Consider the following 21412-nt stretch of genomic DNA (forward strand, 5'->3'; position numbering starts at 1 on the left):
CCTCAGAAGCCGAGGCCATGACGGCGCGAGCCGCCGAGCTACGCGAACAAGGCGCGGACGTGATCACACTCGGTCAGAGCGAACCCGATTCGAAACCTCACTTGCTTCCTGCGAGGCCGGCATCTACGCAATGCGCGACGGGCTGACGAAATGCGCCGCGCTCGTCGGTAGCAGGCAGCTGCGCGGCGCAGTCCGCGGGACTTCAGTCGCGATTACGGGCTCAATGCCAGCATGGGTCACACAACGGTCTTTTGCGGCGCGAAGCAGGTCGTGTTCAACGGGAACTTTGCAAGTCTCGACACCGGGGCAACGGCGGTTCGGAGGCGGACGCAATGACTGGCGGGTGTGTCTTGTATGGCGCAGGACCTTTGACTCTGGTCAAGGCCATCAAATCTTGTCCAGAGTCGAACTTTTCCCAACAGGAGCTCGATCGCGCAATATGCAGCTGTCGAGGCGCTGTCTGGCGTCCGGGATCATCTGAGGCAATTCGCGCGCCTTTCCGCAACGACGCGAACTCGTGGTCGAAGCTGAGCCAGGCGCAATGACCATCGTGCCCTTACCCGGCGCATTCTAGGCGTTTTCCCCCTGCGCCGGATTGATCGGCAAACGCACCTGTGTTGCTAGGTGACAGAGACTGACAGCCATGTTCGCCATGCATCTTCTCGATGCGTTTGGGTCCCCTCCGCCCGGCGGGCTCCAGGCTTCGCCCGATATTCGCATGGTTCCTCGCTTAAGGATCTCACCCGCGCCTGCGATCCGATCATCACCGCTTGCGGCGCCCTAGCCTGAAAGACTTTAGATGTCCCCTGCCAAATGCCTGCGTGCCCGGATGGCTGAAAGTGGCCTTGTCCACATTATGGCAGCTCATAGCCCGCTTTCAGCGATCATCGCGGAGGAAGCCGGCTTCGATGGGCTGTGGGCCTCCGGTTTCGAACTTTCCGCACTTTATGGCTTGGCTGACATGAGCCTGATCTCGATGGCACAGCATCTGGATATGCTGCGAGCAATCGCCGGCCGCACAACGATACCGATCGTGGCCGACATCGACACGGGCTATGGCAATGCGATCAATGTCATCCATGCGATTGGCGAGTATGAAAGGGCCGGCGCCAGCGCCGTTGTCATCGAGGACAAGACATTTCCCAAGGTTACGAGCCTTGCTGCAGGCGGCCGCCAGCAACTGCTGCGCGTCGAGGAATTCCAGGGCAAGATCGAGGCTGCTCTTGCCACAAGGCGAGATCCAGACTTTCTTGTGATCGCGAGAACCGAAGCGCTCATCGCTGGCCTTGGCGAAGCTGAAGCCCTAGACCGCGCGCAAGCCTATGTGAAGGCTGGTGCCGATATGATCCTAATCCATTCAAAGAAAAAGGATCCTGGCGAGATCGAAAGCTTTTGCCGCGCCTGGACCGGTTTAGTGCCGCTGGCCATTGTGCCAAATGCTTATCCGGACCTGGATGCCCGTCGGGTCAAGGAGTTGGGCAACGTCCAGATGATGATCTATGGCAATTACGGTATCCGGGCCTCAAGCGCGGCCTTGAGGGACACCTTCCGGCGCATCATCGCGGATGGCGGCGTCCAGAACGTCCACAAGGATATTGTAGCGGTAGAGGAAATCTTCAGACTCCAGAGAATGGACGAGATTAAGGCAGCTGAAACGCGCTTTCTGCGCTGATGCAGGACTGAAGGTCAACTCTAACCTCGCCTGAACGGCTGTCGCTGCAATCTCGATGGTTTGGGACGGCTCATTCATCGGGGCTGCAACTCCATTTCGTTGAATGGAGGACCATCGGCCCCTCTCAGTCAGCGTCTTTGCTTTTGGTTCGAGGCTGTTCGCGCAAATTGGGACAGCGGAATCGAACGGCTGCCGAGCCACCGGAACGACCGAGATCCGGTCAGCGCCCGCAAAACCTGCGCCGGCCGCAATGGCGACGGTCGACATACCAACACTCGTGCGGCCTGCCCCAGTAGCGTCGGGGAACAACGCGCATCGATTAATTCGACGAAAACCTCCAATTTGGTGATCTTTTTATGTAGGTTATAGCCAGTGGTATGATGACCATCGAAATGGCTGCCTGCGCGCATGAGAGCTCGTGCGCTTGTGGCTTACAATGTGCGCCGGATCCGCGTCGCGCGCGGTATTCCGCAAGAGCAATTGGCCTACGATGCAGGTGTTGATCGCTCCTATATGAGCGGACTTGAGCGCCAACAGGCGAACCCGACAATCGATCTTCTCGATCGCCTGGCCGAAACGCTCGGGGTTGCTGTCTCCGAGCTGTTTGTTCGGCCATCAAAGGGTGCGCCGCCACCCGCTACTTTACCTAAAGGTCGCAAGCCGAATCCGGCACGCCGCAAAAGGACCTAGCCCCCTGACAGTACCGAGCCGTTGAGCCGGTCTTATGCAGTACTGGACCAAGTATCAATGCGCTCCCACGCGCGGATTTTGTGCGCACCCGCCCCTTGATTCGCGGCAATTCCGCTATGGACATCGAATAATGTGATGGATGTTCAATCTGGCGCCGGAGCAGACAATGGCGGCTCAAGACGATGAAGTTCCGCTGAATGCCATCCGTGCTTTTGTCACCGTCGCACGCGAAGGCAGCGTCACGCGCGCGGCCACCGCTTTGGGAACAACGCAGAGTTCGGTCAGCCGCTATCTGTCCGTACTGCGGGACTATCTGGGTGCGGACCTCATCGAGCGGCGCGGCCGGCGCAGTGATTTGACTGAGTTTGGAAGACTATTTGCAAACGCAGTCTCTGAACCGCTCGAGACAGTCGGCTTCACCGCCAAAAGAATGCGGCGGCGGGCGGCCGCGGGCACCAATCGGATTGTCGTCCGCACGTCACTATCGACTTTTGCATCCTCGCTTCTGATTCCAAATCTGCAAGCGTTCTCTGCCGAAGCGGGCGGCGTTATCGTGGACGTCATCAGCTCGCTCTCGCCGCCGACATCTTCGGATGACTTCGACATATTGATTACGCGCGACCTTTCCGTCATCGAACCCGCCGACAGTTGGGAGATCTACAATGAGGAGCTGGTATGCGTGGGGCCGCCAAATCTGGTCGCGGGCAGAGAGCTCTCGATCGTTCGCTCAACGCCGATACTGAACATCACATCACGACCCGACATCCTGCCGACATGGCTGAGGGCAATGAACCTGTCCTCAAACGACATACGAGCGGGCGCGCGGTACGATCACAACTATCTTGCTCTGCCGGCAGTCATGACAGGAAAATGCCTTCTTGTCGCACCAGAAATCATCGTCAGTGATCTGGTGCGAGGGGGCGCTTTGCAAATCATCCCCGGCTCACGCGCTCCAAGTGGCATGCAATATCGCGCCTATGCCGTGGATCGCAGCGAGCATCCCGAGATCGCACGTTCTTTTTGCCGATGGGTGGCTCGTCTTTGCAAGAAGGCAGCGCTTGCGCAGGCTGCCTGACGCCCAGCAAGCCCCTCAATCTGGTACAACTCGGGATCGATGCATTGCCCCTATTTAAGTCGAGAGCACTCAACCTGAGAGCCATCCGAGCTTAATCGCCAAACTCTTACCGAAGATACCGCCTCTCTGGTGTAGCGATCCTGGCGAAAGGACGGGGGTGATAGATCGAACGGAAAGATCTCATCCTCTCCGCGATCGCGTCGTGCCAGTAGAAGAATTGGCTGCACAGAATGGATGAATGCCATTTATCGCCCGAGAGCTCATGAACTGTCATCCTTGCCTCTGCCTTTATCGAGCAATGCGCGGCAACGAAGGCGTATGAGGCGCCGCCCCAGCTTAACAAGTCGAATGGTTCGGCTGCGCAAATCGTTTGTTTTCCAGCCCCGCTCGGCGATACGGTGGCCTCCAAACAGCCCTTTCGCGATTTGGCGATAGCTATTTCCTTCCTGCCATCCATCGAGTGCGCGCAGCGCGAGGATCAGCCGACGCCGCTTCAAAGCCGGCAAAGCAAGAGGGGGCGTTCCGAGCGGCCGGTGCTCAAGCGCGAGCCAAAGTCGACGTGCGGCCTGCAAGCGAAGCTCGAAGTTCATGTCGAGCGGCAGATCGAGGACGACAGCAGACCCGCTCGCCGGAAGCTTGCTCAGCCAAAGGCGATGCTTCGCGCCTCCGAGCGGCACGATCGCATGCCATCCATCTGACGCGCGACGAAGGTCGCCCGGCAGATTGGCGAAATCGAGTTGGAAGCTTTTGGGCGCCATGCAGTTGGCCGCCCGCACAGCCAGTACGGTCGACAGCACCTCGGGTGCCCAGAAGACTGCTTGCTTGTCGAACGTCTTTTGCGGATCAGCTGGAAAACGAGAGCCCCCACTTTCGTCGGAACTGGCCCGCCGCTGCGCTTGAACGTTCGCGGCGAGATAACCGCCTATAATCCTCTTGGTAGTCGCGATCCCGGCGCAGCCACTCCCAGGCCAGGTCGTCAGCTTCTGCGTTCTTGAGGCCGCTGTATGCTTCCTCAGATCTCCAGTCAGTATCCGCCATCGCACCATTTCCCCGCATGATCTTCACGCGCGGGTGAACTGCAGCCGATGATTGTGGCGCTTTACCGTTGCGTGCGCGCCGTGTACGCACTGAATCGATGCAATGATCATGTTTTACGATTGCTAGGAATTCCGCCGGTCCTGAGATCGGCCGGGTTCATTCCTTTGGCCAACCGCGGCGCAGCAGATCACGATAGCCGTGGCCCGCTAGCCACCTGGCCCGAGCCAGATGACTTTCGAAGGTGCGTCGCGCACGGTCCGGTTCAAGGGTCGTGTCAAGCCCGAGCACAATGCGCGCGATTTCGCGCCAATCAGCCTTGTCAGCGTCGGCATCGAGAAGTCGCATGTAGGTGACAGCGTGCTCCTTGTCATATGACGTGAGCTCGTGCGCGCTGGGCGCCAAATCTGCGATCTTCGGATCCGCCGTCAATGCTTGAAACTCCTACCAAGCTGAAAAATCTATCGAAATCCGAGCAACGATAACTAACGTGGGGCCATTTTGGTACCGCTCGAATCGTCGCAGTCCCAACCTCTTTTTGGCCGGACGCGTAGCAGCGAGCGCATATCGGCCCACGATGACCTGGTGATTCCATTCTGGGCATTTGCTCTTCCATCAGCCCTGGATCTACTCGCAGTCCGTACCGGTGACTGATCGCAGATTTGCCACGCAGCTAGGCTGTTCTGGCGCTTCACCCTCCCGGAACGGAATGGAGGTCCGTCGTTTGCCCGCGCGCCGTGTTGAAAGGCCGCGGCTTGGAGGCAGCCAAGTAGAGGAGAATTCGTTTCACTTTTCGAGCTCCAGCTGAACGGTTGTCCTATTTAGTCGCGCCGCCCGGAAAAAGCCGCAGTTCTTCTGGGGCCATTTTGCTCTGCTGCCAGTAACGAACTGTCGCGCCGTGAGCTCGCTTGTGATGGGCCAACGGCATTCAAAGGCGACAAACTCCACGACATCTGCGACTCGCGGTGACCTGCTTCGCTGAAGCAATGGTGCGCGGACAGCCAACTGCCCGAGTGCCAGCTTATCGTAATAGTGTGGCTATAACCAGTGGTTTCATAAACGTCGGAATGGCTGCCTTTGCGCATGAACGCTCGTGCGCTTGTGGCCTGGAATGTGCGCCGGATCCGCGTAGAGCGCGGCATTCCGCAAGAGCAATTGGCCTATGATGCCGGGATCGACCGCTCGTACATGGGCCGCATTGAGCAGAAGAAAGAGAACCCGACCATTGATCTCCTGGACCGTATCGCCGCGACCTTGGGTATTCACTTGTCCGAATTGTTCGCGGCGCCGGCCAAGGGTGCGGCGCCTCCCAAACCGATGTCTAGAGGACGCAAGCCGGCACGCCCGTGCCGGAATAGGAAGTAACTATTCCAGAGAGCCATGTTAGTAGCTAACGAGAGGCGGAGCGGCCTCACGTGCCCGCTTTGAATCTGCGGCGGCGACTCCGACCTCCGGCTCCAGCCGATGCCGCATCAGCACGGCTCCCCTTAAACAGCGCCCAGCGCGATCTGTTTCCAAGCAGCCAGAGCATCTTCGAGATGAGCGCTTAGGTTCCGTCGCGGGTTGGCTGGAAATGAGGGTGACGTAGTCTCCGGGGCGATCAACCTCGAATCATCCGGCGTTAGCGGGTCGGACTGGAGACCACGCCATGCCGAGCACTACCACGAAACCCAATTCTGCGCAGCCTGCAGCCGAGATGGCTGTTGATCTTTTCGACAACTGTTTTGATCCGCTCGAGACCGAGCTGCGGGCTCGTGCGTCGGTTCATCGAAGAGCTGATCCGCGGCGAGTTCGACGCCGTACTATGCCAAAGGCGCTTTCGTACTCATTCTCGGTGCGGGTCTCGCTGGCATGACGACCGCGCTGGAGCTACGCAACGCTGGCTATAAGGTTCTGGTGCGTGCTGGAGTTCAACGACCGCCCCGGCGGGCGGAACTGGACGCTCCGTGGAGGCGATGCTTATGTTGAACTCGGCGGCTTCAGGCAGACCTGCGCCTTTGAGGACGGACTTCATCTTGATCCGGGAGTGGCGGATTCCCTATCATCATCGAGCACTGTTGGATTATTGCAAGCGGCTTGGCCGTTGCGCTCGAGCCCTTCATCCAGGTCAATCACAATGCGTATCTCCACGCCTCGCGCCCTTCCGGGGGGCGCCGCAGCGAATCCGCGCAGTGAAGGCCGATTTCCAGGGCCAGATTTCTGAACTGCTTGCGAAAGTCGCAAAACAAGGCGAATTGGATCAGGGCGTCTCCGTGGAGGACAAGCAAATCCTGCTGCTTGCACTGAAATCCTGGGGCGCGTTTGATCATAACTACAAATACAACGAGGGCCTGATTGCCTCCGGATATCGCGGCTATGCCCCCCCGGCGGGTGGGCTATCCGCGGTTCCCCTTCCGAGCGGGCCGTTAGCGCTCTCGGACATTCTGAAGTCGCAACTGTGGCGCCATTTTTGGAATGTCGCCAAGTGCGAATTGCAAACGACAATGTTCCAGCCGGTCGGCGGCATGGATATGATCGGCAAGGCCTTCGCGCGCGAACTCGGCGAGCTCATCCGCTATAGTGCAAAGGTCACGGAAATTTGGCAGAACGTTGGCGGCGTCACCGTGACCTATGTGGACGCCAAAAACCCCGCGCAGTCGCAAAAGGTCACTGCCGATTGGTGCCTGTGCACGATCCCGTTGTCGATTCTGAGCCAGTTGCCCATCAATGTAGGCGCCGCGATGAAGGCGGCTATAGATGCCGTGCCTTATACAGCATCGGTGAAAGTCGGGCTGCAGTTCAAGCGCCCATTCTGGGAGGAGGACGACGCGATCTATGGCGGCATCAGCTATACGGATTTGCCGATCCGAGAGATCGGCTATCCCAACACCGACTACAACAAGATCGGACGCGGCATCCCGCTCGGCGCTTATCTGTTCGAGGGCGCCAATTCCTTCGAGTCACCGCCATGCCGCCGGATGAGCGCGTGGCGCGCGCGGTCGAGTTTGGCGCGGCTATCCATCCTCAATACAGGACGGAGTTCGAAAACGGCATCTCGCCTGGCACCGGGTGCCATTCACGCTTGGCTGTAGCGGCTACTGGTCCGAGGCGTCCCGCAAGCAGCACTATCGCAATCTGTGTGGGATCGACGGGCGCATTTTGCTTGCCGGCGAGCATGCGTCCGCACTGCCGGCCTGGCGGAGGGCGCAATCCTCTCCTCACTTGATGCCATCCCGCGGCTCCATGAGCGGGTGATCAAGACATGAGGCGAGGGTAACATTCGGGGCACCAAGCATATCACTGTCGCAGCCATCGCGACGCTGCTCCTGCAGTCGTATGCTGTGCTCGGGCAGTCGGCCGGCGCTGAAGAGCCGCCACTTTTCCTCCAGCTATCGCTTTGTCGAGACGAGTGGCGAGCAGCTCTATATCAATGTGCGCCGCGGTTGCCACATGGTCGATGTGTAGACGTTTCGACTTAATCTGACGGCAAGGTTTGAACTGGCAGGGAATGGAGCTGCGAGCGAGCAGGAGCGCTAACCCAAAGGGCGCTCCCGCGCAGCCCGCAGCGTCTCACAGGAGACGTTACCATGACCCAGGAACTTCGCGCGAAGGTCGGAATGCTCGAATTGGCCAAGCAGCTCGGCCACGTCAGCCAGGCTTGCCGGATGATGGGCTATAGCCGCGACAGCTTCTACCGGTTCAAGGAACTGTACGACAAGGGCGGCGAGCTCGCGCTGATTGAGATCAGCCGCAAGAAACCGCTCCTGAAGAACCGTGTCGCGCCGGAGGTCGAGGCAGCCGTCGTTGAGCTGGCGATCGACCAGCCGGCCTGGGGTCAGGTGCGGGTCAGCAATGAGCTCAGGAGCCGCGGCCTGTCGATCTCCCCGTTCGGCGTGCGGGCAAGAAGCGGCTGACGGCGCTGGAGGCAAAGATGGCCCAGGACGGCCTGGTGCTGACCGAGTCCCAGCTCGGTGCGTTGGAAAAGGCCAAGTCCGAGAAGGAGGCGCACGGCGAGTTCGAGAGCGAATGCCCCGGCTATTGCGGTGCGCAGGACACCCTCTATGTCGGCAACATGAAGGGGGTCGGGCGGATCTATCAGCAGACCTTCATTGACACCTACAGCAAGGTGGGGTTCGCCAAGCTGTATGATCGCAAGACGCCGATCACGGCGGTCGAACTGTTGAATGATCGCGTGGTGCCGTTCTTCGATGCGCGGGGCATCCCGCTGAACCGGATCCTGACCGACCGCGGGGAGACAGGGCTGCCCCGCTATCTTCAGTCTTGGCCCAAGCTGGTTGACGGTGACCGCCCCGTGAGTCGCGCCCCCATGCGATCGCTGCGCCGGATCGGTGATCGTGACCAATGCTGCCAACGCAACTCCAGGAATCATTTTAGACGCGGCAAGCTTACTTCCAAGGGTAGGCCTTGTGCTTACTGGCACAATGAGTTCAGGCGATCCCAAACCGACTGCTGCATCGAATTGTCGATTCCGTCGCAAAATTTGACTCTAACCGGTGCAACTCAGCCGCGGTGTCGCGGTACAGCAGCAGTAAACTCTGTTATTCTCAACAAATTCCTTTCCGTGCCACCAGAAACGCCTTTCGTTCACAGCGGTCCGAACCGGCGATAATGTCTTATTCCTTCCATGCTGATGAACTTGCGTTGCGACGAAAGGAGCCAGTAGATCTTTGACGCTTAAAACCTCGCCATTCTTGACCACATAGTCGACATTTGCGGCATCCTCGATACGCAGCAACGGGTTTCCCTCGACTAGGACGACATCGGCAAGTGCTCCTTCTGCAATCGTTCCCAACGGTTCGCCAAGAAATTCGCCGGAATACCGGGTAGCCGTCAACATAGCTTGATATGGAGTCACACCATAGCGAACCATCGCCCGCAGATTAAGATGTAAGCTGATGGCCGGGAAATCGATCGGTGCGTCTGTGCCAGTGATTACGCGGCCACCCTTGCGCATCAACTCTCTGACTTGCACGACATTGCGTTCGAGTTCGGCGAGCGTGACCAGCCGATTCGGGCCAGACATCAGTCTAGTGCGTTCTTTTAGCCGTGCATACTCCCATGTGGGATAGAGGGTTTTGATCCGGATGTCGTCCAGCCACGAACGATCCTCGCCCAGCAACGCGTTAGCAGTGAAGATGGTGGGCGTACACGTCATGCCGCTTTGGACGAATACCTCCAGGAAATCTTGATATGCCGCGCCTGATCGGCTCATGGTTCGTGAGTAACCGAGCCGGCTGGTGGCACCGAGATGCTCCATCCCATCCGCGCCGAAGGCCGCGGCCGGGTACTGGTAGTGCGACGTGACGTGCAGACCTCGGGCATGCGCCCAGGCAGTCACGTCGCGCTGTACCTCGGGCGCCAATCGGACATAAGTTTTGACGAGATCATACGACAGGGCTTCCGCACGTTGCAACTCGCGCGCCAACTGTCCCTGCTCTGTGACCGGACGCATGAAGTTATAGAATATCCTAGAGCCGTCGATGGCTTCACCGGTTGCAAAATGACGCGGCCCCAACCGCGCCCCGGAGTCAATGGATTCCCTGTCCTCCACCATGTGGTATGCGGGCGAACCGACCGATCGCGTTGTCGTGATCCCCAGCGAAAGCCACATTCGGCCTTGTCGATCGCCATATGAATACCCCTGCATTTGTCGATGGGTATGCATGTCCATCAATCCGGGCATGGCTGTCGACTGCGGAGCCTCGACGATCTTTGCATCGCCATAAGCACAGCCGTTCTGGGGCACGATGGCCGCGATCCTGTTCGAATCGATGACAATATCGACGTTCTCGCGAAGATCCGGACTGCGGGCATCCCATAAGCGCCCGACGCGGAGCACGGTTCGCCCCGAAGGCTTCGCCATCGCCCAATCCAACGAAAGCGGCACGGTTTGCGGCTCTCCCCCCTCGGCCGTAAGCAGCCGCAGAAGTCCATTGCATAGATAAAGCAGCGTTTTGGAGTCGCCGCTCCAACTCGGAGCGTCCGTAACCTCCGCGTTGATCGCGCGTGGCGCGCTGGTCAGCCTGCATCGGCCATCGACCGGAGCGACGTATAGCAAACTAGCTAGCACGAAAGCGACTTTCGTCCCATCAGGTGACCACACGGGTCCATCATCGCCGCGCGTGCTGAGCGATCGATTTGGAAGGGGAGATTGATATTCGACCTCGCCGGAAATTCGATCGACGGTGAGGATGTCACTCAGGCCCTCGCGATAGCTAGCGGAGCAGGGTTTGAACGCTGCTAGGGCAATCGTCCGCCCATCAGGTCCCCAACTCGGTCTGCCCGGCTCCCATAAAGGACCATAGACCTTCTGAATAGACCCACTCTCGATTTCAATCGTATAAAGAGTGCCGGTCTGATCCAAAAAGGCGATCAATCTGCCGTCCCGCGACCATGATCCGGATAGCGCAGCATCGGGCAAGTACGTGAGTTGCCGATTCTCGCCGGTGCGCAGGTCATTCAACCATATATCCAGCTTGCCACCACGGTCACTCGAGTAAGACAGCCAGCGGCCGTCAGGCGACCACGCCGGGTCGGATTTATAGAATCCGTCACGGCAAATGCGGCACGGCCGCTCCCCAATCGTCATCGTCCAAATGTCGTTCAGAGCGCGGAAAGCGATTTTGCGGCCATCGGGCGACAAGACCGGGCTGCCGATACCGAGCACAGGACGTCGTCCGATCGAATCGAAATCCCGGCGCACTTTCTTGTACCGTGGCCTGGCGATTGGAAGCTGTGCCGAGAATTCAATAACGGAAGACTCCGCCTTTTCCAGGCGTCGCCGCCGTATCTTGCCGCCCGACGTGTATACGAACTCGCCGGTTGGCAACCATGATGCGCGAAATGGAAAAACGTCTTCGCCTTGAACTACAATGCCTCGAGACCGATGCAACTGAACCGTACCGTTGTCCACTATCATGTAAGTGAGATCGCCGTCGGGAGACCAGGATGGGCCGTGAATCTCCTTGGGCTCGAAACGATCTGTCGGGTTGTGAACAGATGCAACGGTGGTCCGGTTACCCAGTTCGTCCAAAACATCGAGCGATAATCTGTTCGTAACGAATGCGATCTTTCGTCCGTCCGGCGACCAGGCCGGTTCGGTTTCCTCGGCCACGGTATCTACCAGCGATTCCACGGCGCCAGTATTCCTGTCAAAAGCGTAGATGCCGTAGCCCAAACCGCGGTCCGACGAGAACGCGATCCGCTGCCCATCTGGGGAGTAGACTGGCTCGCGATCATCGTTGGGACCGCGCGTAAGTTGCTTCAACCGGGTGCCATCGGCGCAGATTGTCCAGAGATGGAAATTTCCATCCCGATAGCATTGGAAAACGATCTCTTTCCCGTCTGGGGACCAGTGGGGTTGCGCGACGTCGCCGAGTTCGTCAGTCATCCGTCGCGCAAGTCCGCCGCCGACGTCCACAAGCCAAAGGCTCCCGGCGAGATCAAATGCCACCGTCTGCCCAGTAGGCGACACGGCGGCAGAGATGTTGGTTCCCTCAGCAACAACGGCGTAGTGTTCGTCCCTGGAAGGGGACATAGCAGACAAGGAAAGGTCATAAGGGGCCAGTATCGCGCCGCCACCCAGCGACAGCACTTTACGGCGACTGATACCGCGTCGTGAGGTTGTCGTCATTTTCCAACAATTCCTTTTCGATAGGGTGCCGTTCTATTCCGGCCATGAACGGCCCTGGCCCCCGAGCCTATTCGTTCGACATCCGGAGTGATTACGAGCGGGAGCGACCTCTCTCGCGGCTTCGACGCCGAGGACATTCTGTGACTCAAAAAACAACTACGACGGATCCAAGAAGCGCCTATATCGTTCGTGCTCTTGGGGAACATCGCGATGCTTATGATTAGGTGAGCGGAAAACTAAAGCGCGCCTCTCCCTTATGAACATGGCGAGACTCGGGTGCTCCAGTGGCATGGCCTCCTCCACCGTTTGTCGCGGCGAAGGCCAAGCAGATATCGGGCCAGTCCGCTTCCCAACGACGCTGCAGTGCTTAGGAGCGGCTCAATCCCGTCAAGAGATAGTAAAAATTCAAGGCGCTTCCCGAGAGGCATGACAATAACAATCCTGGCGGGCGTCGCCCGATAAGCATTTCATTTGTTGGCGGTGAGCCCAGGTATTGGAACCCACCGTCGAGTAGAACATGGCCACCGTAATTTTCTAAGAAGCGACGGATGAATGGCAGACTTTTTCAAAGCCCCTCAGCAGCCGGTCTCGCTAGGCCGATAACCCTCGTGAGCGCTCGCAGTTCGCACTCCTCCAGAACCCTAATTCACGCAGTAAAAATGGCACAGCAGTTCGCTGTCCTCGCTCGCCTTTGTGACTGTCATGATTGACTGACTGTAGAATATCCATATGCGGCGCCCACAATTGTCCGTTAGTCAACTACTGACCGCAACAGCTGATGCCAGACGCAAGAATATGCGATGCGCTGCGGATTCCGATCGATGTCGCCCAGGATTCCGAGATGATCTCGCCCACTATTCCGATTTGAAGTCGCCCACCCATTCCGAGATGATGTCGCCCACCGTTCCGGGATGATGTCGCCCGGGTGACGAGGCCTCTTCTGGCTCCCATAGGGTCACCCCTTTCGGCTTTGCGAAGGGGGACCCTGGATGCCGACGGAGAGGCTTGCGATGCGCCGTGTGCGCGATGTGATCAGAATGAAGGCGGCCGGGTTGCCGAGCCGCGAGATTGCGCGACGGGTGGGCGCGGCACCCTCGACGGTGCGGCTGGCGCTCCGGCGGTTCGAGGCCGCGGGCTTGAGCTGGCCGTTGCCCGACGAGCTCACGGACGCGGCCCTGGAACTTCGCCTGTTCGCGAAGACCGGCAATGGTAACCGGCAGGGTCACCGCCGCATCGCCGAACCCGACTGGGCGACCGTGCACCGCGAGCTCAAACGCAAGCACGTGACGCTGTCGATCCTGTGGGAGGAGTATATCGCCGCCGAGCCCAGCGGATACCGGTACTCGCGCTTCTGTGAGCTCTACCGCACCTGGGAGGGCCGCCTGTCGGTGACGATGCGCCAGGCCCATGCAGCCGGCGACAAGCTGTTCGTCGACTATGCCGGCGACGGCGTGCCGGTGGTGGTCGATCGCCTCACCGGTGAGCGCAGGAAGGCGCAGATCTTCGTCGCCGTGCTCGGCGCATCGAGCTTCACCTACGCGCAGGCGACGTGGACGCAGGGGCTCGCCGACTGGATCAGCGCCCATGTTGGCGCCTTCGCGGCGATCGGCGGCGTCCCGGCGCTGCTGGTGCCTGACAACACCAAGGTCGCGGTCATCAAGGCGAGCCTGTACGACCCGCAGATCAATCGTACCTATGCGGAGATGGCGGCACATTACGGCACTGCCATCTTGCCGGCGCGGCCGCGCAAGCCGCGCGACAAGGCCAAGGTTGAGCAGGCCGTCCTCATCGTCGAGCGCTGGCTGCTCGGCCGCCTGCGTCATCGCACCTTCTACAGCCTTGCCGAGGTCAATGCGGCGATCGGCGAGTTGCTCACAAGGCTCAACGAGGAACGGCCGATCCGGCGGCTCGGCGTGACACGCCGTCGGCTGCTCGAGGAGGTCGACCGGCCGGCGCTCAAGCCGTTGCCGGCGAGTTCCTACGTGCTCGCCGAGTGGCGTATCCGCCGTGTCAGCCTCGATTACCACGTCGAGGTGGAGAAGCATTACTACAGCGTCCCCCATCGCTTCGCCCGCGCCGAGGTCGAGGTGCGGTTCACGGCCCGCACCGTAGAGATCTTCCACAAGGGCGAGCGGATCGCCGCGCATCAGCGCATGAGCGGCAATCACAAGCACACCACCGTTCCGGAGCACGTGGCCTCCAGCCATCGGCGCTACGCCGGCTGGACCATCGCGCGTATCCGCCAGGACGCCGCCGCCATTGGGCCGGCGACCAGTGCGCTGTGCGACCTCATTCTCGACGAACGCTCGCACCCCGAGCAAGGCTTCCGAGCCTGCCTCGGCATCCTCAGGCTCGCCGGCTCCTATGGGCGCGATCGGCTGGACGCCGCGGCTTCGCGGGCGATCGGCATCGGCGCACGCACCTATGGCTCGGTCAAGTCGATCCTCGCCAACAATCTCGATCGGCGTCCTGCTCACCAGCGCTCCGCGGACGATGCGCCGATCCTGCATGCCAACATCCGCGGCCCGCGCTATTACAATTAGGAGACCATCCCTTGCTTACCCATCCGACCCTCGACCGCCTCAACGCCCTCGGCCTCCACGGCATGGCCAAGGCCTTCGCCGACATCGACGCCGCCGGCGAGGCCAACGGCCTTGGTCATGCCGAATGGCTCGCGCTGCTGCTCGAACGTGAAGCCTCGCTGCGCCACGACAAGCGGCTCGCCACCCGCCTGCGCTACGCAAAGCTGCGCCAGCAGGCGTGCGTCGAGGACGTCGACTACCGCACCCCGCGCGGTCTGGACCGCCCGCTGTTCGCCAGCCTCGTCGAGGGCCGCTGGATCGACGACCACGTCAATCTCCTGATCTGCGGCCCGGCCGGCGTCGGCAAGAGCTGGCTCGCCTCGGCGCTCGGCCACAAGGCCTGTCGCGACAATCGCTCCGTGCTCTACCAGCGCGTCCCGCGCCTGTTCGACGACCTGGCGCTCGCTCGCGGCGACGGCCGCCATCCACGCCTGTTGCGCGCCCTTGGCCGCGTCGATCTGCTGATCCTCGATGACTGGGGCCTCGCCCCGCTTGATGCCGGCGCCCGCCACGATCTCCTGGAGATCCTGGAGGATCGCTACGGCCGGCGTTCCACCCTCGTCACAAGCCAACTCCCCGTGGACACATGGCACGTGCTGATTGGGGACCCAACTTACGCCGACGCCGTGCTTGATCGCCTCGTCCACAACGCCCACCGTCTCGACCTCACTGGCGAGAGCCTGCGCCGAACCCCGTCATCCGCCCGAAAGACCTGAGCCCGTGGCGCTGTGGACATGCCGCTGCGCTTGGACAACGCAATCGCGTTGCCCACATGACCACAGCAACAGCAGAAGAAAAGCAGGTTCAAGTTGCGATTCCAGATTGACCACGCGGCTTGACCGATGCCAGAAAACCAAGCGGCCAGAACGCCTCGCCACTGGGCGAGATCAAATCGGAAAGGTGGGCGACATCGTCTCGGAATCCGTGGGCGACTTCATATCGGTACGCCTGGGCGACTTCGTCGGAATCCGCAATGCGCTTGTTACGACTACCGGTTGGCAGGTAATACCTTCCGGTAAGGAGGCCCTTTATTGGTCAGCGTAGACGCGGCGACTTCGGCTGATCTGCGCGAAAGTGGTCGCACTCACGAAAGAGGTTGTGAAACTTTGGAATGGAGCCAACGCCGCATGCCGATCGTCGATCAAGAAAATCACTTGTAAGCAGGCCACACCGAGCGCGGCTAGCATGCCGCAGGATCACGCGCAAACGACAACGAGCGCCGATTTACACGTGAAGAGCGGCGCTTACACTTTCACATTCCTGGGATAAACAATGAAGTTGGGTGTCCCCTTCGCGCATCCCTGCGACTTCCAGGGCCTTTATTGGTAGAGGGATCGCCAGGGAAACTGGATCGCTCGCGAACAGAATGGCCTATTTGGCGGCCTATTTGCGAACAGCAGCCAGGCATGGAAATTTACCCTCAACGTTGGCCATGAGTCAGAACGCATTGTCGAACTGGCGGAAGGGATTGAGCTCGATATTTTTTGATCTTTCACCCCGCGATCGGCGGATCATGCGGCGCAGATCGATGCGACACAGGTCGTACGGTGACCGCGCCCGCACTCCCCGTACCGACCGTCCGCCCTCTCGGGAGCGAAAAATGAGGCAACAATCGCGCCTTCGGGAACATACCTCCATGAGGCAATAGGTGGGGGCAGCCGCAGCCAGGCTGATATTTGCTCGAAAGTCCGCCCGCGCCCGATTGGGGCGAGGAGCACGTTAGCGACGCTAATTGCCGCGAAAATTGGGACGAGCTCGCGACCATCAATTCGCCGCATCATCGACCAGCGCAGCCTCAGCGACGTCTCATCTCGCCTACGCGCATTTTTCACACCTGACGACGACAACACCTACAGACATTGCTGTCTGTGCACGACGTTTTGCCCCAAGTCTCGTTCGCCACAATTTACGCGCTATCTCCCCGTACTGGGACATGCTGACGCGTAGTTCGTCAGCACTGACGGCCCAAGGCTTCAGTGTTCTGCAGGAGGCGGCTCTCCCGCAAGTCTGAAATACCTAACAATCTGTATCATAAGCACATCGCTGTCGCGCGCCTGTGCGCGAAACGCTAAAAAAAGACCGTCCAAAGCATATCTCACAAAGTGATGTCGAGCGCGCTAGATGTCTAGCGGCGCAGGCACAGTTGGTCAGCCTGACGACGCCCTGTTGAGTAGCAGCATCGATCTGTCGAGGTCACAAGGAATTAGATATCGGGGACTCCATGCCAACCAGCATAGCCTTTTGAGGCCACACCGGCGCCAGGCTTGCTTCTTCCGCAAATTAGCTTACCACGTTTGTGGCCGCGTCATAGCGAACGGAGGCGACACCAGTTAGGCCACCATCGGCGTTGCCAACGCAGGCTCCGAAAATTCAATGAGCCCAAGACGAATCGCTTTTACAAGACCATGAGTCCGTCTCGCCGTGCCGAGCTTTCGTATTGCGTTCTTTACATGGAAATTCACCGTATTCTCGCTCACGTTCAGTATCCTTCCGATTTCCCAAGACGATTTGCCCTCCGCGACCCATCGCAGGCACTCCTTTTCGCGCCAGAAAGGCTCACTTTTCTGTTCGAGCCACTCTCCGAGGGCCTTGCGATCTCCGCAAACGCAATATGGAAGTGCCAAGCTAGCACTTTGAGATGCTTCAGATTCCTCTGAGGATCCGCATCATCAAAACGGGATGCGAACGATATCACAGATATTCGCCCTGATGGCCCCAAACAATGGCACGCTGACATCATTCTTCAGGCCTGCCTCTCTGGCCTCCCGTAGTACGCGTTGTTCAGATGCCAGCAGTTGATGTTCTTTGGCGAGCTCGTCCCACAGAAATGGCCCCGCAAACATCGGTGTCCGCCGGACCACCGGGTCGACGGTGTAGTACTTGCGTTCGAAATAGCGCTGGCACCAGTCAGGCGGAGCCTTCATTGCTACCAGAGGCGGTGGACACCCCGGTAGACGAAGCGGCTCCGCGAAGGTGAGTGCTCCGTAAGCGACCTCAGTAAACCCCTCTTCGCTCGCACAGCTCACAAGCAGATCAAACAGCGTTTTGAGCGATTGCGTTTGATTCGCACATTCGACGAAGCTAAAGAGATTCATATGGCGCCTCATGCGATCGAGCCGAAAGGCCGTTGGGCGCCGTTCGATTGAGTCTGTTTCAGACGGAGGTTCGTTGCATTTCTGACATGCTCCAGCTCGCAACGCAGTCGCACAAGTGCGGCGATAGCTAAAGACCGAAAGAGACCGTCAGCGCGGGGGCGACGTGCACTCCTTGCTTGGGAGCGATGAGTTCGTCCGGACCCGATTGCCAATTGATTCTTGCGTATCACGACTGCCAACGCATACGTGACCGGGGGCCAGCCGATCTCGGCGCAGACGTGATCTTTGAAGCACATGGCGGTCGCGGATCCAAAGGACCAGACTTTGGGTAAGGAATGCGGCCGGTTTGCTGTGCCTATTGTGAGAACGCTGCGGTCGCCGTCCAGCTATTCGCCCAGGCCCACCGTTCCCTTCAGCGGGAGCCGATCGAACCGGTTGATACAGCTCACCGCCCTGGAACCTGCTGGCATCGGCGAGAAGCTGCACGGCGGTTAGGACAAGCTCCGGAACCCGATTGATGTAGATGACACTGAGCATCCGCTTCTCCAAGTACCTTGCAAGGAACCGAAACGTGCGCTGCAAGTGTCATATCAGGCGCGCCCTCGAGAAACTCAGTTGTCAAGACAAGCACTTGAAGAGATTAACGGGACTTAACCGGTTGGAGCACGGCGACAAACGTCGGATTTACGACAGCGCTGTTGTACTAGCCACGACGTTCCTCGATGTAGATCGAGGACTCTCCTGATTATGGGACGGCATAAGATTTCCTGCTCACACAAAAAAGCGGAAAGCGCGAAGCTAGGGACTGCACGCTCACACGAGCGACCGACGCTCTTTACCGATGCGCCGAACGAAGCATGCATTGCCGACCGGGTTGGTATTTCGCAACACAGTCGTCGCCGACCAGCACGAATCCGGAAATTCTATGCCCCTCGGGGGCCGCCAGGCGGAGCTTTGCGCTCCAGTCAACTACTAACGCTAGCAATCGATCGAGACGACAGAGATGTGCCAATCAATGCTTGATCAAGGGGCGCAGGTCCCGCCCTCAGGATATTCTGCATGCAACATAGATCTGTTCGCGAAGTCGGGCCCGATCGAGGCGTGAAAACGCTGCCTGCCGATATACTTCGACCTCAGATTTGCTCCAATGACGAGCTCTCCTTTCTCATGGAAGCCCATGATGGGCTTTCGGAGCAATCGCTCAGCGGGCAGGTTTCAAAGGCCTGTGGGCTTCAGGCCTATCAATTGCCTCATCTATCGGCTACCGCGATGCCAATGAGGCATCATGGAGCCAACTCGTCGACGTAGTCGAACGCATCGGGGACTCGGCCGAGCTGCCGGTGCTCGTTGACGGCGATAGCGGTTTCGGCAATTTCAACAATGCGCGTCTGCTCGCGCGCAAACTCTGCCAACGTGGGGGCCGCCGGCCTCGCGCTGGAGGACAGCTGTTTTCCAAAAATGAACTCGTTCGTTGGCGAGCAACATGCCATAGCTGACATCGACGAGTTCTCGGGCCGTCTGCGGGCCGTCAGGGATACAGTTGGGCAAGACTTGGTTCTCGTGGCGCGGATCGAAGCCCTGATTGCCGGTCGTCCAATGGACGAAGCGGTTTCGCGTGCTCACGCTTACGCCGATGCGGGAGCCGACGCGATTCTCATTCACTCGCGAAAGAGTACAGCGGAGGAGATCCTTGAGTTTGCGAGTGCTTGCAGAACCGACTGCCCATCGTGATCACCCCAACAAAATTATCAAACGCCGGTCTCCGCATATCGCGATGCCGCATCTCCACGGTAATCTGGGCCAACCACTCCATGCGATCTGCAATAGTTGCCATGCGCAGGGTCTGCGGTCGCATCATGGCTAGGGAGGGCATCGCGAGTATCGAGCCCCATATTGCGACGCTCGACGAGGTTTTCAACCTATTGGGGTATGATGAACTCGCCCTATGCACCGGTCCTCATCATCGTCACCCACCACTGAAATTTCCAACGCAGCCCCTGTTCGCCCTCGTGGAGATATCATTGATTGGTACAAGCAGCCTCGATACCGCGACGCCCTGCGCTTCCAGCTCATCACGTTGCTCAACGGCTAGGCACCGAAGAAACGCACCGAAATCATTTGGCGTCCAGAAAACGACTAGGCAGGACCTGCTGTGTGTTTTTGCTCAGTACCGGGGAGTTTCTTTGGCTCAAAATCCTACAGACTCCAGCCACCCAGAAACGATCCCATAAGTTCTAAGGGAGAGCGCTCGTGTTGGCACACCGGACAGCTTTGGTCAAATTGTGGGGCCGCGCTCCGACCAGGGCCGCAACAAAGGGGGGGACTGCAGGCGGCGAGGACATTATCGATTTGACGGCAGGAGAGATCTGGAGCGAACTCGCCCCATCGGTTCGTGAGGGCGCGATCGCGGCGATCAATGGCAACCTCAACCGCTATACCGACCCGATCGGGCTGCTGGAGCTGCGACGCGCGCTTGCTTGCAAGGTTTCCGCCGAGACGGCTCAGCCATGGTCAGCAGACGAAATCGCTGTGACGAGCGGCGCCAAGCAGGCGCTCTTCAATGCGGCCCTGGCCCTTCTAAATCCTGGCGACGAAGTACTGATCCCCGCCCCATACTGGACGACTTTCCCGGCACAGATCATTATTGCCGGCGGCAGGCCGATCTTTGTTGAGAGTCGGCACAACAATTACGTGCCGAGGCCTATAGAATCTCGCCGCCGCCATTACTTCAAGGACCAATGCGATTGTGGTCAACACGCCAAACAATCCGACCGGCACGGTCTACGACCGCGACACCCTTGCTGGCATTGCCGAACTCGCGACGGAACGGAAACTCTGGATCATCTTCGACGAATGCTACGGGGCTTTCGCTCATCCCCCACATACGCATCATTCGATCCTATCGATGGCGCCCCAGGCACGCGATCGCACATTGATCGTCAATTCATTTTCGAAGTCGTTAGCCCTGACCGGCTGGCGAATCGGTTATATCGCTGGGCCCAAAACCTTTATCAGTGCGGTTAAGGCGCTACAAACCCGTACAACATCGAATCCCAATGTCATTGCGCAGCATGCGCTGGTGTTTCATCTCAAATCTGACGATTCTGCCTTCGAATTGGGATTGCAGCGCCACATTTCGGACGCGCGAACACTCGGACTCTCGATCCTTTCAAAGCTGAAATTGGTGCCACCGCCCGCTGCCCAAGGTGGATTCTCCTTCTACCTCGATCTCAGCGGGTTCCAGCGGCGTCCCGCTGCCAATGGCTGCGAATTCCACCCCGATGACATCACTGATGCGCCGCTGTTGAACGCTGGTGTGGCAACGGTTTCGGGCACAGCCTTTGGTGACTCCTCCGGTCTCCGGCTCTCCTACGGCATCGATCTTGAATCGCTCGTCAAAGGCTTGCGGCGCGTGACCACAAATCTGAACGAGTGGACCTGACTTTTGGTTTCGCGAATGCCGATATGAACAGAGCTGCCTTTGAGGCAAGATTCCGAGCCCCGCACTCGTGCTTGCGGCGGGATGCGGCTCGCGCGAGCGTCGTTCCCCCTCCGGGACACGCCCCCTCCGGGTGCGGGACCTTCGGTTACGAGGACACATCAATCACGGCATTCGGAGCTCGCGGACGT

15 protein-coding genes and 3 pseudogenes are annotated in these 21412 nt (G+C 59.2%); 12 read left to right on the top strand and 6 right to left on the bottom strand.

Annotation, left to right across the window (positions count from 1 at the left end; genetic code table 11):
• The first annotated feature begins 799 nt into the window (after window positions 1-799).
• The 3 genes from WN73_RS16225 to WN73_RS16235 all read left to right on the top strand — a co-directional run bounded on the left by WN73_RS16225 (window position 800) and on the right by WN73_RS16235 (window position 3437).
• Window positions 800-1672 (top strand): isocitrate lyase/phosphoenolpyruvate mutase family protein, encoded by an 873-nt coding sequence (locus tag WN73_RS16225; RefSeq protein WP_271553742.1) that lies wholly within the window; start codon window positions 800-802, stop codon window positions 1670-1672.
• Between the two features lie 408 nt (window positions 1673-2080).
• Complete coding sequence (locus WN73_RS16230; RefSeq protein WP_271553743.1) at window positions 2081-2362, top strand: helix-turn-helix domain-containing protein; 282 nt, start codon at window positions 2081-2083, stop codon at window positions 2360-2362.
• 139 nt (window positions 2363-2501) lie between these two features.
• Window positions 2502-3437: a LysR family transcriptional regulator gene (locus tag WN73_RS16235; RefSeq protein ID WP_271553744.1), complete on the top strand. Its 936-nt coding sequence runs from the start codon at window positions 2502-2504 to the stop codon at window positions 3435-3437.
• A gap of 260 nt (window positions 3438-3697) precedes the next feature.
• Here WN73_RS16235 and WN73_RS16240 read toward each other — a convergent pair whose 3' ends face one another.
• The 3 genes from WN73_RS16240 to WN73_RS16245 form a co-directional block, all read right to left on the bottom strand.
• Window positions 3698-4234 (bottom strand): DUF2285 domain-containing protein, encoded by a 537-nt coding sequence (locus WN73_RS16240; RefSeq protein ID WP_271553745.1) that lies wholly within the window; start codon window positions 4232-4234, stop codon window positions 3698-3700.
• Between the two features lie 46 nt (window positions 4235-4280).
• Window positions 4281-4493, bottom strand: a complete 213-nt coding sequence (locus WN73_RS44670; protein WP_442870108.1) for a transcriptional regulator domain-containing protein — start codon at window positions 4491-4493, stop codon at window positions 4281-4283.
• 138 nt (window positions 4494-4631) lie between these two features.
• Window positions 4632-4904, bottom strand: a complete 273-nt coding sequence (locus tag WN73_RS16245) for a DNA -binding domain-containing protein (protein WP_271553746.1) — start codon at window positions 4902-4904, stop codon at window positions 4632-4634.
• Window positions 4905-5555: 651 nt separating this feature from the next.
• Here WN73_RS16245 and WN73_RS16250 point away from each other — a divergent pair.
• From WN73_RS16250 to WN73_RS16270, 4 genes and pseudogenes are all read left to right on the top strand, one after another.
• Window positions 5556-5837 carry a helix-turn-helix domain-containing protein gene (locus tag WN73_RS16250; RefSeq protein ID WP_271553748.1) on the top strand — a complete coding sequence of 94 codons (282 nt, stop codon included), beginning with the start codon at window positions 5556-5558 and terminating at the stop codon, window positions 5835-5837.
• A gap of 486 nt (window positions 5838-6323) precedes the next feature.
• Window positions 6324-6440 carry a hypothetical protein gene (locus WN73_RS16260; RefSeq protein WP_271553749.1) on the top strand — a complete coding sequence of 39 codons (117 nt, stop codon included), beginning with the start codon at window positions 6324-6326 and terminating at the stop codon, window positions 6438-6440.
• A gap of 203 nt (window positions 6441-6643) precedes the next feature.
• Window positions 6644-7543 (top strand): flavin monoamine oxidase family protein, encoded by a 900-nt coding sequence (locus tag WN73_RS16265; protein WP_271553750.1) that lies wholly within the window; start codon window positions 6644-6646, stop codon window positions 7541-7543.
• A gap of 495 nt (window positions 7544-8038) precedes the next feature.
• Window positions 8039-8703: pseudogene (locus WN73_RS16270) on the top strand (helix-turn-helix domain-containing protein); the annotation flags it as partial.
• A gap of 255 nt (window positions 8704-8958) precedes the next feature.
• Here WN73_RS16270 and WN73_RS16275 read toward each other — a convergent pair.
• Window positions 8959-12105: an amidohydrolase family protein gene (locus tag WN73_RS16275; protein WP_271553753.1), complete on the bottom strand. Its 3147-nt coding sequence runs from the start codon at window positions 12103-12105 to the stop codon at window positions 8959-8961.
• Between the two features lie 1010 nt (window positions 12106-13115).
• On the opposite strand from WN73_RS16275, the gene istA reads away from it, so the two are divergent.
• The gene (istA, locus tag WN73_RS16280; RefSeq protein ID WP_271553774.1) at window positions 13116-14648 is read left to right on the top strand and encodes an IS21 family transposase; all 1533 of its coding nucleotides are present in this window, start codon (window positions 13116-13118) and stop codon (window positions 14646-14648) included.
• An 11-nt stretch (window positions 14649-14659) separates the two neighbouring features.
• Complete coding sequence (gene istB, locus WN73_RS16285) at window positions 14660-15403, top strand: IS21-like element helper ATPase IstB (RefSeq protein WP_271553755.1); 744 nt, start codon at window positions 14660-14662, stop codon at window positions 15401-15403.
• Between the two features lie 1614 nt (window positions 15404-17017).
• Here the strand turns inward: istB and WN73_RS16290 are convergent.
• Both WN73_RS16290 and WN73_RS16295 read right to left on the bottom strand, forming a co-directional pair.
• Complete coding sequence (locus WN73_RS16290) at window positions 17018-17311, bottom strand: helix-turn-helix domain-containing protein (RefSeq protein ID WP_271553757.1); 294 nt, start codon at window positions 17309-17311, stop codon at window positions 17018-17020.
• Between the two features lie 45 nt (window positions 17312-17356).
• Entirely contained in the window at window positions 17357-17782 is a 426-nt protein-coding gene (locus tag WN73_RS16295; protein WP_271553758.1) for an autoinducer binding domain-containing protein, read from the bottom strand.
• A gap of 1167 nt (window positions 17783-18949) precedes the next feature.
• Between WN73_RS16295 and WN73_RS44675 the strand changes: the two are divergent.
• The 3 genes and pseudogenes from WN73_RS44675 to WN73_RS16315 all read left to right on the top strand — a co-directional run.
• Window positions 18950-19725: pseudogene (locus tag WN73_RS44675) on the top strand (isocitrate lyase/phosphoenolpyruvate mutase family protein); the annotation flags it as partial.
• A gap of 307 nt (window positions 19726-20032) precedes the next feature.
• A pseudogene (locus WN73_RS16310) lies at window positions 20033-20401 on the top strand (aminotransferase class I/II-fold pyridoxal phosphate-dependent enzyme); the annotation flags it as partial.
• A 127-nt stretch (window positions 20402-20528) separates the two neighbouring features.
• Window positions 20529-21224: an aminotransferase class I/II-fold pyridoxal phosphate-dependent enzyme gene (locus WN73_RS16315; RefSeq protein WP_271553760.1), complete on the top strand. Its 696-nt coding sequence runs from the start codon at window positions 20529-20531 to the stop codon at window positions 21222-21224.
• Window positions 21225-21412: the final 188 nt, after the last annotated feature.

The organism is Bradyrhizobium sp. CCBAU 45394, from assembly GCF_028128655.1.
Lineage (GTDB): Bacteria > Pseudomonadota > Alphaproteobacteria > Rhizobiales > Xanthobacteraceae > Bradyrhizobium > Bradyrhizobium diazoefficiens.

What these genes read in the sequence shown, in the direction of transcription:
- WN73_RS16225 (WP_271553742.1), top strand. Translation starts at nt 800, where the DNA reads ATGTCCCCTGCCAAATGCCTGCGTGCCCGGATGGCTGAAAGTGGCCTT.
- WN73_RS16230 (WP_271553743.1), top strand. Translation starts at nt 2,081, where the DNA reads ATGAGAGCTCGTGCGCTTGTGGCTTACAATGTGCGCCGGATCCGCGTC.
- WN73_RS16235 (WP_271553744.1), top strand. Translation starts at nt 2,502, where the DNA reads ATGTTCAATCTGGCGCCGGAGCAGACAATGGCGGCTCAAGACGATGAA.
- WN73_RS44670 (WP_442870108.1), bottom strand. Translation starts at nt 4,493, where the DNA reads ATGCGGGGAAATGGTGCGATGGCGGATACTGACTGGAGATCTGAGGAA.
- WN73_RS16250 (WP_271553748.1), top strand. Translation starts at nt 5,556, where the DNA reads ATGAACGCTCGTGCGCTTGTGGCCTGGAATGTGCGCCGGATCCGCGTA.
- WN73_RS16260 (WP_271553749.1), top strand. Translation starts at nt 6,324, where the DNA reads ATGACGACCGCGCTGGAGCTACGCAACGCTGGCTATAAGGTTCTGGTG.
- WN73_RS16275 (WP_271553753.1), bottom strand. Translation starts at nt 12,105, where the DNA reads ATGACGACAACCTCACGACGCGGTATCAGTCGCCGTAAAGTGCTGTCG.
- istA (WP_271553774.1), top strand. Translation starts at nt 13,116, where the DNA reads ATGCGCCGTGTGCGCGATGTGATCAGAATGAAGGCGGCCGGGTTGCCG.
- WN73_RS16295 (WP_271553758.1), bottom strand. Translation starts at nt 17,782, where the DNA reads ATGAATCTCTTTAGCTTCGTCGAATGTGCGAATCAAACGCAATCGCTC.